The sequence below is a fragment of the Gordonia sp. NB41Y genome, from assembly GCF_030718915.1.
In the GTDB taxonomy this organism is placed as follows: domain Bacteria; phylum Actinomycetota; class Actinomycetes; order Mycobacteriales; family Mycobacteriaceae; genus Gordonia; species Gordonia desulfuricans.
This window is the reverse complement of the sequence record NZ_CP132196.1, coordinates 3,543,667-3,568,296: the sequence shown is the minus strand read 5'-3', so window position 1 is coordinate 3,568,296 and position 24,630 is coordinate 3,543,667. Positions and strand designations below refer to the sequence as shown.

Genomic DNA, 24,630 nt, shown 5'->3' with positions numbered 1-24,630 from the left:
GTCACCCGGAATAGCCGGACGGCAGTCGTTGTTCTTCTTAGCTGATTGTTAGGTTGGGGTTGTCGGTCTCACGGGAGTGCCGGCGCCGAACGGGCCGACTGGGGTGGTCCGGGCGGCATGAGGTCTTCGGGAGGCACGGATGCTCTTTCTCATCGGAGTGGTGTCCGCATGTCTGGCCGCGGTCGCATACGGAATGTCGACGGTGCTGCGTGCACTGGGCGCCCGACGGGTGGCGCAGGCCGACCGGGAACGCGGCGTCGACGACACCAATGCCGCCGGTGGCCCCACCCTGACCTCGACGATGTCGACGCTGGTCGACCCGTCGTTCATCCTCGGCACGGTGATGGTGGTGATCGGCTTCGCCGGTGGCGCCATCGCCGCACGATTCCTGCCGCTGTTCCTGTCGCAGACCATCGTCTCGGCCAACCTCATCGTCACCGCCCTGCTCGGCACGATCATGCTGAACATCGCCCTGCACACCCGCGACTGGGTGGCGATCTGGCTGGTGGTGCTGTCGCTGTGCCTGCTCGGCTTCTCCTCGTCGACCACCACCGGTGAGGGTGAGGAGGCCTCGATCCACTGGGGCCTGTTCCTGACCACGCTGGTCGTGGCCGGACTGGCCCTCGCCGCGGTCTACAAGCTCGGCAAGCACGGGGCCATCGTCGGCGGCGCGATGTCGGGTCTGCTGTTCGGCATCATCGCCATCTCGGTCCGCATCCTCGACGGCGTGCATCCCTTCGAGCCGACGACGCTGCTCCTCGACCCCGCCGCCTGGACCATCGCGGTGGCCGGCGCGGTCGGCTTCTTCGTCCAGACCGTGGCCCTGCAGCTCGGCGCGGTCAACGGCGTGACCGCCGCGCTGGTCGTCGGCGAGACCGCCGGCCCCAGCCTGGTGGGCGTGGTCTTCCTCGGCGACACCGCCAAGGCCGGCCTCGGCTGGCTCGCGGTGGTCGGCTTCATCGGCGCATTCGTCGGCGCGGTGCTCGTCGCCTGGTACGGCTCGGGCGATCCCGACCACTTCGGTGAGGCACCGCCGATGAAGGGCGGCTGGCGGCGCGGACGTGAGGACGACTACGACGACGAAGTGGAGTTCGACGAACTCGAGGCGATCGACGAGACCGCCCCCGACGTGCCACGGATCCCGCCGGTGCCCGACGACGCCGCAGCACTCAACTGCGACCTCACCACCGACCTCGGGTCCGGGCCAGACCTGGATTCCCGGTCAGAGCTGGATTCCCGGTCCGACCTGGACTCCCGGCCCGCCGATGACCTGCGTCCCGGCGACGTGCGGTCCGACGGCACCGACCGCGGACCGGTGCGCAACGGACTCGGTCACCGCCCGTCCGACTGACCGATCCGGTCCCGCCGATCCACCCGGTCGGGCCGTCGCCGAGACCACCCCGACAGCCGTCGGAACGTCCTCGACAGTGATCCGGCACCGCCTCGAGGGCGGGCGAGCCCGTCCTTGACAGTGGTCTGGCCCACCGACAAGGTGGGGACATGACCTCGACCGCGCCGTCTCGCGCGCGCCTTGCCTATGACACCCTCGAGCCGTTCCACGTCCTGGCGTACTTCAATCGCGGGCTGGGCGCGGCCACCCGGGAGACCGGACTCGACCAGTTCGCCTTCTACACCGGCACGCGCGGCGCGCCGCTCGGGGACTGCTCGTCGGCGGTGGTCGCCGCCGCATTCGTGAACTTCAATCCCGCCCCGCTGCGCGCGAGTTGGGACAGCGCCCGCGCCGTCGGCCTGGAACGGCTGTCGGAGGTCCGCTACCGGATGCTCGACGAGCAGTACCACGAGATCCTCGGTGATGCCGCCGACCATCCGTATCTCACCGAGGCCGCCGACCGCATCCTCACCGCGGCGGCCGGCCTGCCGACGTCGGGACGTCCGCTCGGGGCGGCCTGGCTCGCCGCCGAACCTCCCCGCGAACCCGCCGTCCGCCTCTGGCATGCGCTGGCCGTCGCACGAGAATGGCGCGGCGACAACCACATCGCCGCACTGGTCGTCGAGGGCATCAACGGGATCGATGCGTGCACCTTCCACGAGGCGCAGCTCCCCGACCCGACGGTTCGGCGCCGCGTCCTCGGCCGCGACATGACGCTGCTTACCCGGCAGTGGTCCGAGCAGCAATGGGAGGACAGCGTCGACCGCCTCGTCGACCGGGGTCTGGCCGAACGCACCGACACCGGGCACCGGCTCACCGCCGAGGGTGCGGCCCGTTACGACGACATCGAGGCGACCACCGACGCCCTGACCGAACCCCTGTGGACGACAACCGGTCTCGACGACGTGGTGGAACAGCTCCGGCCGTACGTCAAGACCCTGATCGACGCCGGGGTGCTGCCCGGTACACGCCGCAAGAGCTGACCCGGGCCGGTCCCCCGACCCGGACGACCCGACGTGCGGATCGCCGCGAGATCACCTGTCCCGCAGGATGAGTGCGGCGATCCCGTCACGGTCGGTGACGTCGAGTTTGGCGCATGCACGATAGATGTGGCCCTCGACGGTGCGCACCGACACGGTCAGACGTTCGGCGATCTGCTTGTTGCTCAGGCCCGATGCCACCAGGTTGGCGATCTCGCGTTCCCGTGAGGTGAGCGGCAGCGGCTGCGCCGCCTCCAGCAGCGCCGGGGTGCGCAGCCCACCGCAGGCCGCAGCCAGCCGGTTGGCCATCGACGACGACGCGACCGTCGCCGACCGTTTGCCCGCGGCGTCGTGGATGGTGCTGGCCTGGGCGGCGATGTCGGCCGCCGACAGCTTGAACCCGAGTTCTTCGAGTTCGGCTGCGCAGACGTCGAGTTCGACGCCGTCACCGTCGGCCAGCGCGGCCGCGTGCCGGGCATAGATCCCGGCGAGCGGGCCGTCGATCACCTCGGCGAGCTCGGCCAGCCGCGGCGCCCCGGTGGTGTCGCCGAAGCGTGCCGCGGAGTGCAATGCCTCCGCCTCGATCGCGAGCTGACCGGTCTCGGCAGCGGCCCGGGCGGCGACGTGAGAGAGTTCGATCCCCTTGGACACCACTCCGGCGGCGGCCGCCTGCCAGGCCTCGGCGATCCCGAGCATCGGGTCGAACACCGCCACATGGCGTCCGCCGCGGGCGCGGGCCCGGTCGAGGATGGCCTCGGCCCGGTCCGGCTCACCCAACGCGCTGAGTGCCTGTGCGAGAAAAACATAGGCCGGATGGTTCCAGGACGCCGAGTACTCCTCGCCGTCCAGGGTGGCCAGGGTCTGCTCGATCCGCCGAACCACCGCCGCACAGTCGCCGCGCGCCAGCTCGATGGTCGAGACCAGCACCCCCGACATCGCCCAGCTCAGATACTGCGCGGTGTTGGCGAAGGCGACGTAGCGTTGCACGGCCGCGTCGGCGTCGTCGAGTCGCCCGGTGAGGGTCAGGCCGAGGACCTCGCCGATCCCGGCCGGGTAACGCAGCAGACCGTCGGTGAAGCGCTCCGCCTTGCGGGCACGGTCGGCCATCGGCCCCAGCTCGGAGCCGCGCCCGGCGACCGCACGCGAGAGCATCCCGCCGAACACACCCCATTCGACCGCCCACGGCAGCGCCGTCTTCTCGGCGAGTACCGAATCGGCCATCGAGATGGCGTCCCCGATCCGGTTCTCGAAAAGTGCACAGGCCGAGGCGATCCCGTCGACGATGAGCATGAGATTCTGATCGTCGACGCGGGTGCGGACCTCGTCGAGGATCTTGGCGGCACGTTCGGCGTCGTTCATCACCCAGAACATGTTGCCCACGCGCTGCAGCCCGATCCGCAGGGTCAGGGCCGCATCGAGTCCGGTGACGTCGATGTCGGTGAGGATCTCCTCGGCCTGATCGGGGTGTCCCTGCCACATCAGTGCGCGCGAGAGCAGTTCGGCCTCGGCGGGTCCGCCGCCCTCCTCGAGTGCGGCCCGCGCGAACCGCTCCCCCATCGGGGTCTGCGCCAGGTTCAGCGCATCGTCGGCCGCCGACGACAACAGGCTCAGATCCACCGCCGACGCATCGCTCTCCAGCGCCAGCTCGGCCAGCCTGATCCGGTCGAGGGGGGTGTCGAGGCTGCGGGACTTCAACGCACGCACCAGATTCCCGCGGAGCCGACGCGAGGAGGCGAAGCCCAGGCGGCGTCGGATCACCTCGCCGAACAGGGGATGCTGGAAGCCGACGTTGAGATCACGTCCGGCACGTTCGATCCGTACCAGCCCGTCGATCTCGGCGTGCTCGATGGCCTCCTCACCGGCGAGTTCGGCCAGGACGTCGAGATTCAGGGGTTCGCACAGACTCACGTACTTCAGCGAGGTGAGCACCGACTCGTCGAGTTGCTCGATCCGGCCCTCCAGCAGGGAGGCCAGCTCGGAGGTGATGGCTGCGCGGCCGCGCAGCTGCCACACCCCGTTGACCTGCCGCAGGGTGTTGGCCTGCCGCGCCCCCTCCACCAGATGACGCAGGAACAGCGCGTTGCCACCGGATGCGGCCCACATGCGGTCGGCCGAATGCTCCTCGAGCTGCCCGCCGAGTACCGACTCGACCAGTTCGACACTCTGTTCCTTGGTGAACGGCGACAGCGTGATCCGCAGGAGGTGGTTGTCCTTCCACAGCGACGTCACCGCATCGGGGACGGTCTCCCCGCTGCGCACCGTGGCGACGATGTGCACCGCCCGGTCGATCGCCAGCTGGTGCAGCAGCGTCGCCGACAGTTCGTCGAGCAGATGGGCGTCGTCGACACCGATCACGACGTTGCCACCGGACAGCAGTGACTCCCGGGCGGCGGCCAGGTAGGTGACCGGATCGCTCGACGTCGCCGGCCCCACCAGATGCGCGAACACACCCAGGGGGATCGACCGTGCCGATTCCGTTCCGGCGACCCACCGCACGCCACCTTCGATTCCCGCCGTGACGTGACGGGCCAAGGTGGTCTTACCCACCCCGGAATCCCCCGTCAGCACCACGCCACATACCGAGGCCTCCCCCCGCAGTGCCGCGGAGATCGCCCGGTACTCCTTCTCGCGCTCGACCAGAGGCCAGTTCGCCGGCATGCGGAGAATTTTAGTCGGTTGATCAGGAGTTCGATACGTCGTGTCCCCGCGCCGACGGACACCGGTTGCCGATCAGGCTGTACACCGGCTGTGCGTCGGCTGTAGATCTATGCGTCGCGTCGGTCGGTGACGACCACACCGATCACGAAGATGACGATCGCCCAGATCGCGAAGTAGATCAGCGAGACCGTCGGTCCCCAGTGGTAGTCCGAGCCTTCCACACCCGACAGGAACCGGGTCCCGTTGCCGAACGGCAGCAACGGCGCCGCCCAGTCGCTGACCTTGGGGACCGCACTCAGGATGGTCTCGATCACGAGCATCCACACCAGCACCAGCGAGATGGCGCCGGCGGTCTGCCGGATCAGTGCGCCCACGCCGATCGAGAGCAGCACGCACAGCGCCGCGTACACCGGGATGCCCCAGATCTGCCGGATCACCCCCGAACTGCCCAGGTCGACGCCGGTGATCCCGGCCTTGAGCACGAGCACACAGATCACCGTGAGGATCAGCATGACGAGGAATGTCAGACCCACGTAGACGACCGCCTTGGCGACCAGCGCGACCGGCCGCTTGGGGACGGCCAGGAACGTCGACCGGATGGTGCCGAACCGGTGTTCGCTGGTGATGCCGAGGATCGCCATGATCATCAGCACGATGACGGCGAACTGGTGCAGCCCGATCAGTGCGACGAACATCGTCTCGCCGTCGACCGGCGTGCCGTCGGTGTTGTCGGCGAGGCCGGCAAACAGTCCGGTGACACCCAGCGACAGGATCACCGCGAGTCCCACACACCAGTAGGGAGATCGGATCGTGGTGAGTTTGATCTGCTCGGCCCGCAGTGCGCCGATCATCGGGGACCTCCGTCGAACGGTGCGGACGGCGTCTGAGGTGACCCGGCCTGCGGGGGCTGCTGGGGTATCGGGTGAGGTATCGGCGCGGACGGCGGGGGGCCGGCGAAGGGCGGTCCGGCAACAGGCGGTCCGGCGAGCGGGGTGGCAGAGTGAGGCGGTCCGGCGACGGGCGGTCCGGCGTACGGAGTGGCGGTGGTCCCGCCCTGGTACTGCACCGACCCGGCGGTGATCGCCATGAACGCCTCCTCGAGCGTGGCTGTGTGGGCGGCCAGCTCGTGAAGACGGATACCGGCGTCCCCGGCGACGTCGCCGACACGGTCGGTGGTCACGTCGTCGATCGCGACGACCGGACGGCCCTGCGCGTCGGCTTCCGGCCGGGGCGCCAGCCCGGCGGTGACCAGCGCGTCGTGCAGACGTTGCGGTTCCGGCGTGCGGACCCGGACCGTGGTCCGCGCCGAGGCGGTGAACTCGCCCACCGAGCAGCTCGTGATCAGCCGGCCCTGCCCGATGACGACGAGGTGGTCGGCGGTCAGCGACATCTCGGTGAGCAGATGACTCGACACCAGCACGGTGCGGCCCTCCCGGGCCAGCTGCCGCATGAAGTTGCGAATCCAGACGATGCCCTCGGGATCGAGCCCGTTGACCGGCTCGTCGAACATCAGGGTGTGCGGGTCACCGAGCATCGCCCCGGCCAGCCCGAGGCGCTGTGACATGCCGAGCGAGAACCCGCCCGCCCGCTTCTTGGCCACCGAGGTCAGGCCCACCATCTCGAGGACCTCGTCGATGCGGCTCACCGGGAGGCCGTTGCTCACCGCGAGCCACCGCAGATGCGAGCGTGCACTGCGGTTGGGGTGGACCCACCGTGCGTCGAGCAGGGCACCCACCTGCCGCAGCGGGTTCTCCAGCTCGGCATAGGGGTGACCGTCGATGGTCGCGCGGCCCGACGTCGGACGGTCGAGTCCGAGCATCATGCGCATGGTGGTGGACTTCCCGGCCCCGTTCGGACCGAGGAATCCGGTGACCCGGCCCGGTTCCACGTCGAACGAGAGATCGTCGACGGCGCGGACGCTTCCGTAGTCCTTGGTGAGGTTCTCGACCTTCAGCACACGGCCGACATTACACACCCGGTGACGAGGCCTGAGCCCAGAAACGCTTGGGAATCCGCCCCGCCCCCGCGGCCAGCCGGCCCGCCGTCACCGCATGCGCCATCGCCTGCGCCATCCGTTCCGGATTCTCCGCACGGGTCACCGCCGTCGCCAAAAGCACGGCATCGCAACCCAACTCCATCGCCAGGGCGGCATCGCTGGCCGTTCCGATGCCGGCGTCGAGGATGATCGGCACCTGTGCGGCGGCCACGATCATCTCGATGTTGTGCGGGTTGCGGATTCCGAGGCCGGTGCCGATCGGCGAACCGAGCGGCATCACCGCGGCCACACCGAGATCGGCGAGCCGGCGGGCCAGGATCGGGTCGTCGTTGGTGTAGGCCAGCACCACGAACCCGTCGTCGACGAGGCGCCGGGCACCGTCGAGCAGTTCCACCGGATCCGGTAGCAGGGTCTTCTCGTCGGCGACCACCTCGAGTTTGACCCAGTCGGTCTCGAGTGCCTCCCGCGCGAGTAGTGCGGTGAGGACCGCCTCGGCCGCCGTGTGGCTGCCGGCGGTGTTGGGCAGCGGCGCGATATCCAGGCGCCGCAACAGATCCAGCACTCCGGTTGTCGACGAACCACTCACCCGGCGCATCGCCACCGTGGTCAGTGCGGTCCCGGAGGCCACCAGGGCACGTTCGAGGACGTCGAGGTTGGCCGCGCCACCGGTACCCATGATCAGCCGGGAGGCGATCTCGCGGCCGGCGATCGAGAAGACGTCGGGGTCCGTCGCGGTCACCGGGCTAGCCACCTTGCACCGCCGTGACCACCTCGACCTCGGCCCCCTCGGACAGTGCGGTGTCCCAGTGCCGGCGCGGCAGCACCGCACCGTCGACGGCGACCGCGATCCCGGTGTCCGGCAGGCCCAGTGCGGCGAGCAGGGTGCGGACGGTGCCGCCGGCGTCGAGCTCGGCGGCATCTCCGTTGACGGTGATGGTCATCCTATCCCTCCGGTGGTGATCGTCTGTTCGGAAAGGTCTGCGGTGCAGGGTGTCTCGTCGCCCGGTTCGGCGAGGAGTGCGGCGAACGCGTCGGCGGTGTAGGGCGCCAGCATGATCCCGTTGCGGCCGTGACCGCACGCCAGCAGCACCCGCTCGTCGAGACGGCCGATGATCGGCAGGCCGTCGGGCGAACAGGGCCGGAATCCCACGCCGACCTCGGCGAGGGTGTACTCGCGCAATCCGGGATAGACCTCGATGGCGTCGGCGAGCAGGTCGGCGACCCCGGCGGCCCGGGCACCGGCGGCACCACTGCGCCATTCGTGCGCGTCCCCCTCGTATTGTGTTGCACCGACGACGATCCCGTCGGATCGGGGAACCAGGTAGACCGTGCGGCCGTCGACCCGCGCGCGGATCACATGCAGGGGCGGGGGCACGGTCCAGCGGTCGGCCCGCAGCCGCAGCACCTCCCCCTTGTCCAGGTGAACCGGGGCATCGGGCCAGAGGTCGGCGATCCCGGCACCGGCGGCGAGCAGGATCTGATCCGGGCGATGGCCGTCGAGCTCGGCGAGGTCGGCGATGCGACCCGATTCGATCCGCCCACCGGCGGCGATCAGGGCCGCACGCAGTGCGGCCAGCAGGCGGCGGTTGTCGACGGCCCCCTCCCCGCGGGCGAGATAGCCACCGCGCAAACGGGATCCGATCGCCGGCTCGCGCTCTCGGATCACCGTGGCGTCGACCGGGGTGAGCCGATCGGTGCTGCGCGGACGCCGCGACCAGACGAAATCGGCGAGTTGAGCGAGGTATCCGGCGTCGGCGGCGGTGGCCGCGACGAACAGCGAGTCGTGTGCGGCGACCACATCCGGGTCGCCGAGCCGGACGATCAGGTCCGGCCAGCGCGCGACGGAACGTTCGGACAGCTCGAGCAGGGCGTCCTCGCCGGGATGACCTTCACCGAGCGAACCGAGCATCCCGCCGGCCACCCAGGCGGCCCGCAGATGTTCTCCGGCGTCGACGACGGTGACCTGCCAGCCCTCGTCGGCGGCACGGAGTGCGCAGGTCAGGCCGATGACACCGCCGCCGACCACGACGAGATGGCGGGGTGTGCGCGATGTTTCGCTGGACGACATGGGTCGGTCGCATCCTTCCTTCGCCGGCATGATCCGGATCAGGTGTGACGGTCAGCGGGGGCGTCCCGCACTCTCAGCCCGGCGAACCCCGGACTCCCGTGTTGTCGTACCCAGCATAACCTTTCGGTCATGGCCACCGATCACCCGTCCGCCTCCGCCCGTCCCGACATCCGAACTCGCCTCGCCGGGGCCCGGCTGTACCTGTGCACCGATGCCCGCCGCGACCGTGGCGACCTGATGGAGTTCGTCGACGCCGCACTCGCCGGTGGCGTGGACATCATCCAGTTGCGCGACAAGGGATCTGCGGGAGAGAAGCAGTTCGGCACCCTGGAGGCCCGCGCCGAGCTGGACCTGCTCGCACAGTTGCGCCGGCTCGCCGACGCGCACGGTGCGCTGCTCGCGGTGAACGACCGCGCCGACATCGCCGCGCTCGCCGGAGCCGACGTCCTGCACCTCGGGCAGGGCGACCTGACGCCGGCGCGGGCACGCGAGGTGGTCGGCGATGCGATGATCGTCGGCGCGTCGACCCACGACCCCGATCAGGCCCGGAGCGCCGACGCCGACCCGGCGGTGGACTACTTCTGCGTCGGGCCGTGCTGGCCGACGCCGACCAAACCCGACCGCGTCGCCCCCGGCCTCGGCCTGGTCCGCGAGGTGGCGGCGAGTGCGCCGTCGACACCGTGGTTCGCGATCGGCGGCATCGACGAGCAGCGGCTGCCGGAGGTCGTCGAGGCGGGCGCGTCCCGGATCGTGGTGGTGCGGGCACTGACCGCCGCCGGCGACCCCGCCGCCGCGGCCACCCGTCTGCGTGCGGGCACCGGTCGGCCCTGATCCCCCACCTTTCCTGATCCCCTGCCTGTCCTGATCCCCCACCGGTCCGGATCCCACCGGAAGGCGGTTGCCGGACCCGCAGGTCGGGGTCTATGGTGGTCCGATCATGCGTATCCACAACGTGCTCGTATCCCGCCGCAGCGGGGCCTGACTTCGACCGGCCCCCCGCTGCGGGGTCGTCGCACGTTCTCGTCGGTCACCTTTTCTTCGACCGAAACGAGTTTTCCCGATGCGCAGCCTTCACTTCTCCGAGTCATCGTGTTCGTGTAGCGAGCGTGACGCCGGTGTCCACGACGAGCTCCTGGCTCGGTTCGGCGCTCCGCTCCCCCGAGGCATTCGCGAGGAGGCACACGGAATGACCTGGCAAGAATTCGACGATTCCTTCGGCGGCACGGGTGCGATCCGGTTGGGGTCGTGGTCGCTGAACCCGGCCCCGGCCGACATGATCGAGTGTCGCGCCACCATCGCCTACGCCGACCGGATCATGTCGATGTCGGCGACGGCGACCGGACCGGTCGGCGCGATGACGTCGATCCTGCACGAGATGGGCGCACCCGTCCAGGTCGTCTCGGTGCATCAGCGCCAGACCGACGACGGCATCACCGCGTTCATGCTGTGCGAGCACAACCACCGGCAGTGCTGGGTCTACGGTGACGGCGCGACCGCCGACGAGGCGAACGTCAACGCCCTCGTCGCCGGCGCCAACCGGTTGCTCGAGCCCGACGCCTGAGCTGCCCCGGCCCACCCCGGACACCATCTGCCGTCACAGGCGGATCGCGTCCGACAGGGCCTCGGTGATCCGGGCGAGACGATCGGCGGCGGCGGCACGCGGCACCTCGTCGTCGCACCGGAACACCACCTCGAGGTAGCACTTGAGTTTCGGTTCGGTACCCGACGGCCGGATGATCACCCGGTCGTCGGCGGCCGTCCGGAACATCAGGCCGTCGGTGGGCGGCAGATCCGGTGACCCGACCGACAGGTCGACCGATTCGATCACCGCCGATCCGGCGAGCACGGTGAGCGGCCGCGCCCGCAGCCGCGTCATCGCATCACGGATCCGGGACAGGTCGTCGACGCGGATGCTCAGTTGCGCCGTCGCGTGCAGCCCGTGCTGCCGGGCGAGCTCGTCGAGGCGGCCCCCGAGTGTCACGCCGCGGCCGGCGAGTTCCTCGACCAGCGTCACCACACGGACCGCGGCACCGATCCCGTCCTTGTCGCGGACCGCCTGCGGATCGGTGCAGTACCCGATCGCCTCCTCGTACCCGAACCGCAGGTCCGGTGCGCGGGCGATCCATTTGAACCCGGTCAGGGTGGTCACCCCGCGCAGCCCGTGGGCCTGCGCGATCCGCCCGAGCAGCCGGCTCGACACGATCGAGCACGCCAGGGTGGTGCCCGGACGGGAGTCGTCGCGGGCGGCCTGATCGCCGAGCAGGGCGCCGAGTTCGTCGCCGGTGAGCTGCCGCCACGTCCGGTCGGCCTGCGGGATCGCCACCGAGCAGCGGTCGGCGTCCGGATCGAGGGCGATCACCACATCGGCGTCGACGTCGGCGGCCAGTGCCAGCGCCAGGTCGAGGGCGCCGGGCTCCTCCGGATTGGGGAACGCGACGGTCGGGAAGTCCGGGTCGGGGTCGGCCTGGGCGGTGACGACGTGCACGTCGGTGATCCGTGCGGCGTCGAGCACCCGCAGGGCGGTGGCGCCGCCGACCCCGTGCATCGCGGTCAGCACCACACGCACCCGGCTGGGTTCGGGGTCGCGTCGATGTGACGCCATCCGGCTCACATAGGCCTCGACCACCTCGTCGGCGACCGGTTCGACGTGCTCGGTGCTGCGGGGTACGGCATCGGCCGGCGGGGCGTCGGCGATCCGTGCCGCGATCTGGGCGTCGGCGGGCGGCACGATCTGCACCCCGCGGCCGTCCGGGTCGGCGGCACGGCCACCGAGATAGACCTTGTAGCCGTTGTCGGCGGGTGGATTGTGCGACGCGGTGATCATGATCCCGGCGTCGGCGTCGAGGGCTCGCACCGCGTAGGCGGTGACCGGGGTGGGCAGTCGGGCCGGCAATGCGAGTGCGCGCAGCCCCGCCCCCGACAACACCTCGAGGGCGGCGTCGCGGAAGGCCGACGACCCGTGGCGGGCGTCGCAGCCGACCACCACGCGGGCATCGGCTCCCACGGTGTCGAGCAGATGGCGGGCCACACCGGCGGTCGCCCGGGTCACCACCGCGACGTTCATCCGCGACTGACCTGCGCCGACCGGTCCGCGCAGGCCCGCGGTACCGAACTCGAGGGGACCGGCGAAGCGGTCGGCCAGTGCGGCGAGCGCACCGGGCCGGCTGCGGTCGGCGTCGGCGATCAGTCCGGCGAGCTCGTCGCGGGTGGTCGGGTCCGGGTCGTGACCCAGCCAGTCGCGAGCGCGATCGGTGAGGGTCATCCGGGCAGGTCGAGTGCGTCCATCCGGCTGCGCAGGCCGGGCCAGGCCTCACCGAACGCCGGATGCAAGGGGAGATCACCCACCTCGGACTCACCCACCCAGCGCAGCTCGGCGGATTCGCCGTTCGCCACGGTCCGGACCGGTTCGGACGCCTCGGCGATCACCGTGGTGTACGCCCACCCCGAGGTGGCCTGGTGGGTGACCACCGCGGCGACCACCCGGATGTCGTCGGCCTCGATACCGGCCTCTTCCTGGGCTTCGCGGAGGGCCGTGTCGACCGCGCTCTCGTGCGAATCGCGGGCACCACCGGGCAATCCCCAGGTACCGCCCTGATGTGACCATGCCGCACGATGCTGCAGCAGGATCAGCGTCGCGCCGTCCGGGGCCGCCGCACGCAGCAGCAGACCCGCCGCGCCGTGCACACCCCAGTATCGCGATCCATCCGGATCGATGACCCAACCGTCTCCGTCGCCACGCACCGCGCCTCCTGACACCCAGCCGTCCCGGCCTCGCCCCTACCGTATGTGAGGGTGGCCACGCGGGCCAGGGATGATTCCGACACGCCCTCGCCGAATCGCCCGGTTCCGCGTGCCTGGCGCACCTGGGCGGGCCGATCGTCTTAGGCTGGGAAACAGATCGACGGCCGGAGACGATGGACCGAGTAGGACCGCGGCACATCGCGACGCCGGATGACGTGGACGCCACCCGGCGCGCGAACGACCGCGAGCGGTCGGAAGGGATAGTGGTGACCGGCGACGCATCCCCTGTGCGCACGGTGCTCACCCGTGCCGGGCGGTCGCTGCGATCAGATCTCGCGGCCCCGCCCATCCGGGAGGTCCTCGCCGACCGCCGGGAGCAGGTCGCCTTCGGCCGTGAGCCCGGCCGCTCCCCGCTCACCATGCTGCGGCACTACGCCGGGACCACCCCGGGAAAACTCATCATGATCGTCGCGGCCTTGTCGACGGCGATGCTGATCACCGGCTGGTACGGCTCGACGGTGCTGGAGAACCGGACCGCCACCCTGCGGACCATCGTCGACCGGGCCGAACCCCTCGCCGAGGCGTCCCAGGTGCTCTACAGTTCGCTGTCGATCGCCGACGCGGCGGCCAACTCCGCATTCATCTCCGGGGGACTCGAATCCCCCGAACTGCGTACCCGCTACTCCGACTCCCTGGCGACCGCGTCGGCCGCGCTGATGCGGGCGGCCGGCACCTCCGGTGTTCCCGGCACCGACCCGGACGCCGACACCCGAGCGGTCACCGCCGACCTGACCACCCTGGCCACCACGATCCCCGTCTACAGCGGGCTGATCGAGACCGCCCGCACCAACAACCGCCTCGGCAACCCGGTCGGCAGCTCCTATCTGACGCAGGCGTCGGCGCTGATGCAGAGCCAGATCCTGCCGGCCGCGCAACGACTCTACGAGCGGCGCTACGCGGCCATCGCCGACCCCCAGCAGGCCCTGACCATCCCGCCGTACGGGGTGTATGCGGGACTGTTGTTCGTCGCGCTGGCCCTGATCGGGACGTCGCGGTATCTCGCCAGACGCACCCGACGTCGCTTCAACATCGGGGTGGTGCTGGCGCTGGTCGCGATCATCGGCGGGCTGGTGTGGCTGCTGGCGTCCGGTCTGATGTCGGTGGCGGCCACGTCGTCGGCGAAATCCGACGGCGTCGATCCGCTCCGACAACTCACCGAGGCGCGCATCCTCACCCAGCAGGCGCGGTCGGCCGAGACCCTCGCCCTGATCCGACGCGGCGACCAGACCGACCTGGAACGCACCTTCGCCACCTCCACCCAGCAGATCACCTCGATCCTCGACGACCTGCAGTCGCAGACCTCCGCGGGCTCCGACGGGCCGCTGACCACCCGGCAGATCGACTCGGTCTCCTCGGCCCTGGATCAGTGGCGGACCTCCGACGAGAAGACCCGCAGCGCCATGGACACCGGCGACTTCGCGACCGCCCGCACCCTCACCGTCGGCTCCCAGCCGTCGAGTACCGCGAGCAGCTATGCCGCCGTCGACTCCGCCCTCGTCGACGCCATCACCACCACCCGCACCGGTTTCCGCGACGACATCAACACCGCGCAACGCGTGCTCGGCTTCACCGGCACCGGTGTGCTGCTGCTGACCATCTTCGCGACCGCCGCCCTGGTGCTCGGCCTGATCCCGAGGGTCCGGGAATACCGATGACGGCCGCACGGGAAGCAGGGCGTCGTCGTGGACCGGCGGCGACCCGGCCCGTGCTCTGGATGATCGTGGTGCTGGTCGCGATGCTGACGATGACCGGTTGCGTCCGGTTCACCGCGCCCGAGTCGCCGCCGCCGAGCGCCACCGCGGTGATGCCGTCACCGCAGGGTGCCGACACCAACGTGCCCCGGGAGACCACCCCCAGCGCCGACTCGTGCGATGCGACGGTCAGCCTGCGGCCACCGGCCCAGATGCCCGAACCCGGCCACATGCCCGCCGGTTCGACGATGGCCGCGATCCAGCGGCGCGGCCGGCTGATCGTGGGCACCGACATCGGCTCCAATCCGTTCAGCTTCCGCGACCCCATCACCGGTGACATCCAGGGATTCGACGTCGACATCGCCCGGGAGATCTCCGACGCCATCTTCGGCGACCCCGACCGGATCGAGTACCGGGTGCTGACCTCGGCCGAACGCAGCGAGGCACTGGAGACCGGTGACGTCGACATCGTCGTCAAGACCATGTCGATCACCTGCGACCGGCTTCGATCGGTGAGCTTCTCGTCTCCGTACTACATTGCGTCGCAGCGGATTCTGGTGCCGCGTAATTCCGGCATCGACGACATCGACGGCCTGGCGGGCAAGCGTGTGTGCGCCGCCCGCGGCTCGACGTCGATCGGCCGGATCCAGGCCGAACAGCCCAAGGCGACCATGGTCACCACGACGACCTGGGCCGACTGCCTGGTGATGCTGCAGCAGGGACAGGCCGATGCGGTGTCCACCGACGACGCGATCCTCGCGGGCCTGGCCGCACAGGATCCGTGGGTGGAGATGATCGGTCCGGGACTCGGCGCCGAGTACTACGGCGTGGGTATCCCGAAGGGCCATGACGACATGGTCAGATTCGTCAACGGGGTCCTGGCCCAGACCCGCACCGACGGTCGATGGTATGAGATCTACAACCGGTGGCTGGCCAACCTGGGTCCGGGATACGGCCCGCCACAAGCTGTCTACCGGGATTGAGAACGATGGTGCGCCGACACGAACCGACCGACGTCACGCCTGCGGGTGTCGACGGCGACGACGCCACCCGCCGGGATGTGGGCACCGAGCGCGGCGAGAGCGTGGATCAGGATCCCGAGGTGGGCACGCAGCGGGCGAATCCGGCGGACCTCGACCTCACCCTCGGCACCCAGCGGACCGACCCCGCCGATCTGGACCTCACCCTCGGCACGCAGCGGACCGACCCCGCCGATCTCGACCTCGCCCTCGGGACGCAACGCGCCGACCCCGCAGACCTGGACGTCGACCTCGGGACCCAGCGTTCGGATCCCACCGATCAGCTCGGGACCCAGGCCACCCCCGCCACCGCGTCGACCGACCCCGTCGTCCGGTCACGTCCACTCATCCCCACCGAGGCCCTCGCCTCGGTGGGGCAGACCCGTCGCCTCGTCCCCAGCCGGATGTCGGCCGTCCACGACCGCAGGCTCGGCAGCGGGCTCGTCGAACTGCCCAAGATCACCGACATCGAACCGGCCGACGCCGTCCTCGACGTCCCGGTGATCGCCGAACGCAAACGCAACTGCTGGCGCTGCGGACGCCCGGTGGGACGCGAATCCGGTTCCGACACCGGCGATCTCACCGGCACCTGCCCGCACTGCGGGGCTCGCTACTCCTTTGTCCCGGGACTGGCGCCGGGCACGCTGGTCGCCGGCCAGTACGAGATCGCCGGTGCCATCGCCCACGGCGGACTCGGCTGGATCTATCTGGCCATCGACCGCAACGTGTCGGACCGGCCGGTGGTGCTCAAGGGCCTGCTGAACTCGTCGGATTCCGAAGCGCAGCAGGTCGCCCTGGCCGAACGCCAGTTCCTGGCGTCGGTGAACCATCCCGGCATCGTGAAGATCTACAACTTCGTCGAACACATCACCGCCGACGAACAGACCTTCGGCTACATCGTGATGGAGTACATCGGCGGCCAGACGCTCAAACAGATCACCGCCGACGGGCCGTCGCGACTGATGCCGATCGAACAGGCGATGGCCTACATGCTCGAGGTGCTGCCCGCCGTCGGATACCTGCATTCGGTGGGTCTGGTCTACAACGACGTCAAACCGGAGAACATCATGGTCTCCAGCGACGAGGTCAAGCTGATCGACCTGGGTGCGGTGTCGGCGATCAACGGGTACGGACATCTGTACGGCACACCGGGTTTCCAGGCCCCGGAGATCGTCCACACCGGGCCGCAGGTGGTCACCGACATCTACAGCATCGGCCGGACCCTGGCCGTGCTGACCGTCGACATGCCGATGTCCAAGGGCCGCTACGTCGACGGTCTCCCCGACCCCGACACCACCCCCGTCTTCGCCGACAATCCGTCGTATTACCTTCTGCTCCAACGTGCGACGGCCCCCGATCCGGCCGACCGGTTCGCCTCGGCCGAGGAGATGACCACCCAGCTGCTCAACGTGCTGCGGGAGACCGTCGCCGTGCACACCGGCGTACCCCGCCCGTCGCTGTCGACGGTGTTCACCCCGCAGCGTTCGACCTTCGGCACCGATCTGATGCTGGCCCCGGTGGACGGATTCTTCGACCCGCAGGAGGGGTCGTTCCACGACCCGGTGGACATCGCCCGGGCATTGCCGGTACCGCTGGTCAATCCCAACGATCCGGCTGCGGGACTGCTGAACTCGGCGGCGCTCTCGGACCCGCGTCAGACCCTGGACTCCATCTCGGCGGTGCGCGCCGAGGGATTCGCCTCCCTGCTCGGACGGCGATCCACCAGCGCGCATCCGTCCCTGGAGATCGACCTGGCCGAGGCCCGCGCGCATCTCGAGCTCGACGACGTCGACACCGCCCTGGAGATCCTCCGGAATGTGTCCGCCCAGCACGGTGATTCATGGCGGGTGCAGTGGTACATGGGGATGTGTGCGCTGATGAACGCCGAACCCGAACTGGCATATCAACGATTCACCGACGTACTGCAGGCCATGCCGGGTGAGGTGGCCCCGAAGCTCGCCACCGCGGGCACCGCCGAACTGATCGGCCGCTGGCTGTCGGCCGAACACGGCGGCCGGGACGGCTCCTACGGCACGGTCGGCAAGGTCGCGGAGCTGTATGACGTTGCCACCCACCACTATCACGACCTGTGGCTGACCGACCACGCGATCGTGACCGCCGCCTTCGGGCTGGCCCGGCTCGCCGTGGCCCGCGGGGATTTCGACGCGGCGATCAGACCGCTCGACGAGGTCCCGCCGACCAGCCGCCACTACAACACCGCACGCGCCACCGCCGTGCTCACCCTGGTCCACGGCCGGGACCCGAGGGATGTGGAGAAGCGTCAGATCGTCGAGGCCGCCAAGCGTCTGGAGGTCATGCCCGACACCGAACCCCGCAAGGCGCGACTGCAGCTGATCGTCCTGGGTACCGCACTGGGCTGGATTCTGGCGCACCCCGACCACACCGGCGGCCCGGACCGGCTACTGGAGGTGCCGTTCACCGAACGGGGACTGCGCGCCGGTACCGAACGATGCCTGCGGGCCCTGGCCCGCCAGACCCGCAGCAACCGGGATCACCGGTTCCTGCTGGTCGACCTGGCGAACTACGTGCGACCGGACAGCCTGTTCTGATCCGCCGGCCCGGTAGACCTATCCGGGATGGGCCAGGGATGCGGTGCCGGCGCGCCGATCGCCGGTGTCCGCCGCACCGAAGACGTGGTCGGTGGGAGCGAAGTGCGACATCATCTTTCGGTAGGTCGAGGTGAACGTCGGCCACATCACCGAGTTGCGGCCGGTGGCGTCGATGTACCAGCTCCCGCAGCCGCCCGTGTTCCAGACCGTATGCGCCAGTTGGGTGTCGAGGTGGGCGTTGTAGGCGTCGTGGGCACTGCGGGTCACCTCGACGGTCTGCGCCCGGCGCGCCTCGAGATGCGCCAGCACGGCACCGATGTAGTAGGCCTGCGACTCCAGCATCAGCAGGATGGAACTGTGCCCGAGATTCGTGTTGGGGCCGTACAGCAGGAAGAGATTGGGGAAGTCCGGGACCGACACCCCGCGGTAGGCGCTGGGCGAGCCGTTCCACACCTGCGCGAGATGGCGGCCGTCGCGGCCGGTGATCACGCGGGCCAGCGGCGGACTGGTCGGCTCGAATCCGGTGGCGAAGATGACGGTGTCGACGTCGAACTCGGTGCCGTCGGCGCTGACCGCGCCGGTGGCGGTGAGTCGTTGCAGCGCACCGGTGACGGTGGTCGACCGATGATCGAGCGCCGGATACCACTTGTTGCTGATCAGGATTCGTTTGCAGCCCATGGTGAAGTGCGGGGTGAGCCGGCGACGCAGGGCCGGGTCGGAGATCTGCCGGGCGCGGTGCCGGTTGGCGATGTGCGAGAACGCCCGGAGCACCGCCGGCTGGTGGGCCATCCCCACCACGTGGAACTCGTGGGTGAACCAGTTCAGCATCCGAACTGCTCGGTGTGCCTTGGGGAATCGGCCGTAGATCGCCCGTTCCAGCGGGCCGATCTTGCGGTCCAGACGGGGGATCACCCACGACGGCGTGCGCTGGAAGGAGACCAGGGACTCGACCTTGTCGACGATCTCGGGCACCACCTGGACGGCCGACGCACCACTGCCGACCACGGCGACCTTGCGGCCGGTGAGATCCCACGAATGGTCCCAGGCCGCGGTGTGGAAGACCGCGCCGGTGAACTCGTCGAGACCCGGGATGTCGGGGATGACCGGTTCCGACAGGGCACCGGGGGCGGTGATCAGGAATCGGGCCCGGATGGTGCCGTGAGCGGTGTCCACCACCCAGCGATGGGCGGCGTCATCCCATGCCGCCGCGAGCATCTCGCAGTCGTAGCGGATGACGTCGGCGTAGTCGGCGGCAACCTTGGTGGCGTATTGCCTGATCTCCCACTGCCGTCCGAAGGTGTGCGACCAGTTCGGGTTGTCGGCGAAGGACAGCGAGTAGAGGGCGGTGGGGACATCGCATGCCGCACCGGGATAGGTGTTGGCCAGCCACACGCCACCGGCCTCGGCGGCACGTTCGACCGCCAGCACCGACAGGCTCGGATGGTCGGTGCGCAACCGGTGCAGGGCGGCCAGCCCACCGAATCCGGCACCGACGACGAGCACGTCGATCTCGGCGGGCAGCCCGTCGACGGCGATTCCGGCGGGTGTGGCCGGTGCGGTGCCGGGGGTTGCGGGTGTGGTCGTCATCGACGTCGTCCCTCCGTCCAGGTGGTGAAGATGTGCTCGCAGAACTGCCGATCCGTGGCGGGATCGCGGAGTAGTCGTGAGATCGCCAGGCCGCGTGCGAGTTCGGCGGCCACCTCGAGCTCGGCACTGGTGTACCGGTCGCCGAACAGGGCGGCACCGGTGTCCATCAGTTCGTCGGCGATCCGGCGTTCGAGCGGGATGATCGCCGTCCTGAGTGCGGCGTCGGTACGGGCGGCCACCCACAGTTCGAGCGCGGCATAGAACAGCGGGCCGTCGAAGACCTCGATCAGGATGTTCAGATCCTCGTGACCGGTGCGGGGCCGGGACAGGATCTCGGTCTTACGACGGTCGACGAGATGTGCGACGGCGGCCACGACAAGTGCCTCCCGGGTGGGGAACTGATGCAGCAGTGCGCCGCGGGACACTCCCGCACGCCGGTTGACCTCCTGCGTCGTGGTGCCGGCATAGCCGAGCTCGATGAGGGCGTCGACCGTCGCATCCAGGACCTTTTCCCTGGTCAGCGCCGATCGTTGGGCCTGGGTCCGGCCGGTTGTCGAGGTCGGCGGGGTCTCGGTGTCGAGCATGACTGTGATGGTAGCCACACTTTCACAAACAGTCCAGACTGCTTGCAAATCTCGTCGGTGATGCCCCGCCCGGTGACGACCGGGCGGGGACGACCGGGCGGGGACGACCGGTCAGCGATACCGGTCGCACCGATCAGGCGGCCACCACCTCGGCCGCCTGCTGGGCGATCGCGAGTTCCTCGTTGGTGGGGACGACGAACACCGCCACCGTGGAATCGTCGGTGGAGATCTTGCGTGGTTGCCTGCTGCGCACCGCGTTACGGTCGGGATCGATGACGATCCCATAGTTCTCCAGGCCGGCCAGCGAGTCGGCGCGCACGGTGGTCGCGTTCTCCCCCACCCCGGCGGTGAAGGTGATCGCGTCGACCCGGCCGAGTTCGATCATGTAGGCGCCGATGTAGCGGCGCAGGCGATGGATGTAGACATCGTAGGCCAGCTTCGCCGACGCATCGCCCGCGGCGAGCTTCTCGGTGACCGAACGGAAGTCGTTGTCACCACACAGGCCCTTGAGCCCGGAGTTCTTGTTCAGCAGGGTGTCGATCTGGTCGGCGCCGAGTTTCACCACCCGATGCAGGTGCAGGACCGCGCCGGGATCGATGTCGCCGCTGCGGGTCCCCATGACGAGCCCTTCCAGCGGCGTCATCCCCATACTCGTGTCGATCGGGGCACCACCGGCGATCGCCGACGCCGACGCACCGTTGCCGAGATGCAGCACGATCTGGTTGACCTCGCCGGCCGGTTTGCCGAGCAGTCCGGGAACCTTGCCGCTGACGTACTCGTGACTGGTGCCGTGAAAACCGTAGCGGCGGATGGCATGGAGCTTCGCGACACCACGATCGATCGCATAGGTGGCAGCGGCCTCGGGCAGGGAGTGGAAGAACGCGGTGTCGAAGACCGCCACCGACGGCACATCGGGCAGCAACTCCCGGGCCGCCTGGATTCCGGTGAGATTCGCCGGATTGTGCAGCGGTGCGAGGGTGGAGATCCGGTCGATCTCGCTGATCACCTCGGTGGTGATCAGCGTGGGCCGGAAGAACGACCGCCCGCCGTGTACCACGCGGTGCCCCACCGCACTCAGACCTGCTGCGGCCAGGTCGATCCCACCGTCGGCGAACAATTCCATCACCCGGCGGATCGCGGCGGTGTGATCGGGCAGTTCGATCTGCTCGGTCACCTCCAGCCCGCCCTGCGAGTGGGTGATCGACCCGCCGTGGTCGCCGATCCGCTCGGCGATGCCCTCGGCGGTGACCTCACCCGATTCGGGATGGACCAGTTGATATTTCAAGGACGACGACCCGGCGTTGAACACCAGGACCGAGCCCGCGATACCGTCACTCACCGTTCGACTCCCCCGCACCCGTACCGGCCGTTTCCGCACCCGCCGCCGCTGCATCCACCTGCTCGGCGTCGCTGCGGCCCGCCAGATTCTGGGCTGTCAGATTCTGGGCTTGGATCGCGGTGATCGCCACGGTGTTCACGATGTCGTCGACCAGTGCGCCGCGGGACAGGTCGTTGATCGGGCGGGCGATGCCCTGCAGCACCGGGCCGATCGCGACCGCACCGGCGCTGCGCTGCACCGCCTTGTAGGTGTTGTTGCCGGTGTTGAGGTCGGGGAAGATCAGCACCGTCGCGCGACCGGCCACCGGTGAGTCGGGCATCTTGGTGGCCGCCACCGACGGATCGACCGCGGCGTCGTACTGGATGGGGCCCTCCACCAGGAGCTCCGGCGCCCGCTCCCGCACCAGTTCGGTGGCCACACGGACCTTTTCGACGTCGGCGCCGGAGCCGGAGCTGCCGGTGGAGTACGAGAGCAACGCGACCCGCGGTTCGATCCCGAACCCGGCGGCGGTGGCGGCCGACGAGATCGCGATGTCGGCGAGTTGCTCGGCGGTGGGATCGGGCACCACCGCACAGTCGCCGTAGGCGAGGACCTTGTCGGCCAGGCACATGAAGAACACGCTCGACACCGTCGACACCCCGGGCGCGGTCTTGATCACCTCGAAGGCGGGGCGGATGGTGTGTGCGGTGGTGTGTGCGGCACCCGAGACCATTCCGTCGGCGCGTCCGGTGTGGACCAGCATGGTCCCGAAGTAGGAGACGTCGAGCATGCGTTCACGGGCCCGGTCGAAGTCGACCCCCTTGTGCTTGCGCAGTTCGGCGTAGATCCTCGCGAACTCGTCGGTGAGCGGGGAGTTCGCCGGGTCGATCAGCTCCACACCGTCGAGGTCGAGGCCGAGATCCTGTGCACGACGGGCGATCCGACCCGGGTCGCCGAGGATGATCAGGTTCACCACACCCCGGCGGAGCAGTCGTCCGGCGGCCCGCAGGATACGGTCGTCGTCGCCCTCGGGCAACACGATGGTCCTGCGGTCGGCGCGGGCCCGCGCGATCAGTCCGTACTCGAACATCTGCGGCGTCATCACCTCGGTGGTGGGCACCTTGAGGACCCGGGTGAGGGTCTCGGCGTCGATGTGGCGGTCCATCAGCTCCAGCGCCGCCTCGATCTTGCGGGCCGATCCGGCCGCCACCCGGCCCCGCGTGTTGGCCGCGGTGCGTGCGGTGTCGTAGGTTCCGTGCCCGCACAGGATGATCGGCAGGGTCGACTCCAGCCCGCCGACGAGTGCATCGATCATCGGATGCGGCCGTAGCCCGCCATTGAGGATGATCCCGGACAACCGCGGAAATCCTTGTGCGGCATTGGCTGTGACCAGGGCGAGGAGGACGTCGGAGCGGTCGGCCGGGGCGATCACCACGGTCCCCTCCGACAACCGTTCCAGGATGTGTTCGACGGTCATGCCGCCGACCATCACCCGCAACGCCTCCCGGTCGAGCAGTTCCGGATCGCCGCTGAACAGGCTGGCGTCCAGCGCCTCCTTGAGCTCGGCCATGGTGGGGGCCACCAGCACCGGGTCTTCCGGCAGGCACCAGGTGGGTACATCCAGGGTCAGGAACGCCGCCTGGATGGCCGGCATCTGTGCCGGATCGCAACGGTTGGCGACGACGGCGGCGGTGGTCGCGTGCATCGCGGCGATCTCGGTGAGCAGATGGTCGGTGATGTCACGGAGCTCGGCGGGGGCACGCCCGGCGGCCTTGAGCGCCAAGATGATCGGCGCCGACAGGTTGGCCGCGATCCGCGCGTTGTAACTGAGTTCCGACGGGTTGCCGACGTCGGTGTAGTCCGAACCGATGATCACCACGGAGTCGCTGCGGGACTCGACGGCGTGATAGCGGGCGACGATCTCGGCGATCGCGGCGTCGGGTGCGGCATGGACCTGGTCGTAGGTGACACCGATGCAGTCGTCGTAGCCGATGTCGGTGGAGGTGTGCTCGATGAGCATCTCGAGCAGATAGTCGCGCTCACCGGCCGCCGCCCGGGAGATGGGCCGGAACACGCCCACGCGCCCGCCGGTGGCGGACAGGAACGCGAGGATGCCGAGGGCGACCGTCGACTTCCCGGTTCCTCCCTCGGCGGAGGCGATGTAGATGCTGGTCGAGGTCGCTGCGTCGTCGCCCATGCCCGTCAGCCTAATGTGTGGACGCCGCCGGCAAGGGCCGCTGCGCACACCCGGTCCGGTGGGAACCGTCTCACCCGTGCCCGGCGGCGTCCGGACCGGTCCGGACGATCGCCCGCACGACCAGGTCGGCGATCTGGTCGTCGGTCAGCGAACTCTCCGGTTCCAGCATCACCGAGAAGATCATCCGCACCAGGAATTCCGCGGCCGCACGGGGATCGGGCACGAGCTGTTCACCGATCGCGGGCTCCAGATCCGGCAGTGCCTGATCGACGATCCGCGACACCAGCGACGGCCCCTCGGTCTGGTCGGTGGTGACCAGTGCCCGGACGATCTCCTCGGGTTCCTTGCGGAGCACGTACTGCAAGGCCTCGTGCTCACGGATATAGGGCAGCACGTTGCGGATCTGGGCACGGATCTTGCCCGCGGCGTCGGGTTCGGGGGCCGCCCACTCGCGCAGCAGCACACGCAGGGTGGCGACCTCACGGTCGACGATCGCCGCGACCAGCGCGTCCCGGCCGCCGAACATCCGGTAGGCGGTCGCGCGGGCCACGCCGGCGTGCCGGGCGACCGACGTCAGGCTCAATGCCTTGGCCCCGAACCGCGAGACCAGGCCGACACCCACATCCACCATGCGATCGCGATCCATGGGAGAAAACGGTATCCGACGGCGGAACGGACTGTCGGCCCCGGCGCCTACGCTGGATGCGACGACCGCCGACCCGACCGGACGGAGACACCACGTGGACACCCGAGCGACCGGCGAGACCGTCG

At 69.6% G+C, this 24,630-nt stretch carries 20 protein-coding genes and 1 riboswitch; of the genes, 7 read left to right on the top strand and 13 right to left on the bottom strand.

From position 1 onward, the window contains the following. Positions 1 to 139: 139 nt before the first annotated feature. Together Q9K23_RS15405 and Q9K23_RS15400 are read left to right on the top strand one after the other, a co-directional pair. A complete protein-coding gene (locus Q9K23_RS15405) occupies positions 140 to 1,351 on the top strand; it encodes an EamA/RhaT family transporter (RefSeq protein WP_261977663.1) in 1,212 nt (403 codons plus the stop codon). Positions 1,352 to 1,500: 149 nt separating this feature from the next. Then, on the top strand, positions 1,501 to 2,373 hold the full coding sequence (locus Q9K23_RS15400) for a hypothetical protein (protein WP_053776246.1): 873 nt from the start codon (positions 1,501 to 1,503) through the stop codon (positions 2,371 to 2,373). A gap of 51 nt (positions 2,374 to 2,424) precedes the next feature. Here the strand turns inward: Q9K23_RS15400 and Q9K23_RS15395 are convergent, their stop codons facing one another. The 6 genes from Q9K23_RS15395 to Q9K23_RS15370 all read right to left on the bottom strand — a co-directional run bounded on the left by Q9K23_RS15395 (position 2,425) and on the right by Q9K23_RS15370 (position 9,092). After that, the gene (locus tag Q9K23_RS15395) at positions 2,425 to 5,028 is read right to left on the bottom strand and encodes a LuxR C-terminal-related transcriptional regulator (RefSeq protein ID WP_053776245.1); all 2,604 of its coding nucleotides are present in this window, start codon (positions 5,026 to 5,028) and stop codon (positions 2,425 to 2,427) included. 107 nt (positions 5,029 to 5,135) lie between these two features. Then, on the bottom strand, positions 5,136 to 5,879 hold the full coding sequence (locus Q9K23_RS15390; protein WP_020792302.1) for a putative membrane protein: 744 nt from the start codon (positions 5,877 to 5,879) through the stop codon (positions 5,136 to 5,138). Continuing rightward, a complete protein-coding gene (locus Q9K23_RS15385) occupies positions 5,876 to 6,985 on the bottom strand; it encodes an ABC transporter ATP-binding protein (RefSeq protein WP_082365693.1) in 1,110 nt (369 codons plus the stop codon). Before Q9K23_RS15385 ends, Q9K23_RS15390 begins: the two co-directional genes overlap by 4 nt. Before the next feature lie 10 nt (positions 6,986 to 6,995). Further along, positions 6,996 to 7,763, bottom strand: a complete 768-nt coding sequence (locus Q9K23_RS15380) for a thiazole synthase (RefSeq protein ID WP_020793439.1) — start codon at positions 7,761 to 7,763, stop codon at positions 6,996 to 6,998. A gap of 4 nt (positions 7,764 to 7,767) precedes the next feature. Beyond that, positions 7,768 to 7,965, bottom strand: a complete 198-nt coding sequence (gene thiS, locus Q9K23_RS15375; protein ID WP_053776243.1) for a sulfur carrier protein ThiS — start codon at positions 7,963 to 7,965, stop codon at positions 7,768 to 7,770. Beyond that, a complete protein-coding gene (locus Q9K23_RS15370; RefSeq protein ID WP_082365692.1) occupies positions 7,962 to 9,092 on the bottom strand; it encodes an FAD-dependent oxidoreductase in 1,131 nt (376 codons plus the stop codon). The genes thiS and Q9K23_RS15370 overlap by 4 nt, the downstream gene beginning before the upstream one ends. Beyond that, a riboswitch (TPP riboswitch) is annotated at positions 9,090 to 9,202 on the bottom strand. It overlaps the preceding gene by 3 nt. A 19-nt stretch (positions 9,203 to 9,221) precedes the next feature. On the opposite strand from Q9K23_RS15370, the gene thiE reads away from it, so the two are divergent. Both thiE and Q9K23_RS15360 read left to right on the top strand, forming a co-directional pair. Continuing rightward, on the top strand, positions 9,222 to 9,923 hold the full coding sequence (gene thiE / locus Q9K23_RS15365; protein ID WP_305950192.1) for a thiamine phosphate synthase: 702 nt from the start codon (positions 9,222 to 9,224) through the stop codon (positions 9,921 to 9,923). Positions 9,924 to 10,278: 355 nt separating this feature from the next. Next, positions 10,279 to 10,653 (top strand): hypothetical protein, encoded by a 375-nt coding sequence (locus Q9K23_RS15360; RefSeq protein ID WP_053776258.1) that lies wholly within the window; start codon positions 10,279 to 10,281, stop codon positions 10,651 to 10,653. A 33-nt stretch (positions 10,654 to 10,686) separates the two neighbouring features. Here Q9K23_RS15360 and Q9K23_RS15355 read toward each other — a convergent pair whose 3' ends face one another. Beyond that, positions 10,687 to 12,354 carry a phospho-sugar mutase gene (locus Q9K23_RS15355; protein ID WP_305950191.1) on the bottom strand — a complete coding sequence of 556 codons (1,668 nt, stop codon included), beginning with the start codon at positions 12,352 to 12,354 and terminating at the stop codon, positions 10,687 to 10,689. Beyond that, entirely contained in the window at positions 12,351 to 12,833 is a 483-nt protein-coding gene (locus Q9K23_RS15350) for an NUDIX domain-containing protein (RefSeq protein WP_020790107.1), read from the bottom strand. The genes Q9K23_RS15355 and Q9K23_RS15350 overlap by 4 nt, the downstream gene beginning before the upstream one ends. Positions 12,834 to 13,099: 266 nt before the next feature. On the opposite strand from Q9K23_RS15350, the gene Q9K23_RS15345 reads away from it, so the two are divergent. The 3 genes from Q9K23_RS15345 (at position 13,100) to Q9K23_RS15335 (ending at position 18,173) form a co-directional block, all read left to right on the top strand. Next, the gene (locus Q9K23_RS15345; RefSeq protein WP_053776257.1) at positions 13,100 to 14,548 is read left to right on the top strand and encodes a hypothetical protein; all 1,449 of its coding nucleotides are present in this window, start codon (positions 13,100 to 13,102) and stop codon (positions 14,546 to 14,548) included. After that, positions 14,545 to 15,567: a glutamate ABC transporter substrate-binding protein gene (locus Q9K23_RS15340; protein ID WP_082365691.1), complete on the top strand. Its 1,023-nt coding sequence runs from the start codon at positions 14,545 to 14,547 to the stop codon at positions 15,565 to 15,567. Before Q9K23_RS15345 ends, Q9K23_RS15340 begins: the two co-directional genes overlap by 4 nt. 119 nt (positions 15,568 to 15,686) lie before the next feature. Beyond that, a complete protein-coding gene (locus Q9K23_RS15335; protein ID WP_305950549.1) occupies positions 15,687 to 18,173 on the top strand; it encodes a serine/threonine-protein kinase PknG in 2,487 nt (828 codons plus the stop codon). 18 nt (positions 18,174 to 18,191) lie between these two features. Here the strand turns inward: Q9K23_RS15335 and Q9K23_RS15330 are convergent, their stop codons facing one another. From Q9K23_RS15330 to Q9K23_RS15310, 5 genes are all read right to left on the bottom strand, one after another. Next, positions 18,192 to 19,760 (bottom strand): NAD(P)/FAD-dependent oxidoreductase, encoded by a 1,569-nt coding sequence (locus Q9K23_RS15330; protein ID WP_020790113.1) that lies wholly within the window; start codon positions 19,758 to 19,760, stop codon positions 18,192 to 18,194. Next, positions 19,757 to 20,344 (bottom strand): TetR/AcrR family transcriptional regulator, encoded by a 588-nt coding sequence (locus Q9K23_RS15325; protein WP_020790108.1) that lies wholly within the window; start codon positions 20,342 to 20,344, stop codon positions 19,757 to 19,759. Before Q9K23_RS15325 ends, Q9K23_RS15330 begins: the two co-directional genes overlap by 4 nt. Positions 20,345 to 20,477: 133 nt before the next feature. Then, positions 20,478 to 21,683 carry an acetate kinase gene (locus tag Q9K23_RS15320; protein ID WP_053776241.1) on the bottom strand — a complete coding sequence of 402 codons (1,206 nt, stop codon included), beginning with the start codon at positions 21,681 to 21,683 and terminating at the stop codon, positions 20,478 to 20,480. Next, on the bottom strand, positions 21,676 to 23,859 hold the full coding sequence (pta, locus tag Q9K23_RS15315) for a phosphate acetyltransferase (protein WP_020790116.1): 2,184 nt from the start codon (positions 23,857 to 23,859) through the stop codon (positions 21,676 to 21,678). The genes Q9K23_RS15320 and pta overlap by 8 nt, the downstream gene beginning before the upstream one ends. Positions 23,860 to 23,929: 70 nt before the next feature. Continuing rightward, entirely contained in the window at positions 23,930 to 24,505 is a 576-nt protein-coding gene (locus tag Q9K23_RS15310; protein ID WP_020790110.1) for a TetR family transcriptional regulator, read from the bottom strand. Between the last annotated feature and the right edge of the window lie 125 nt (positions 24,506 to 24,630).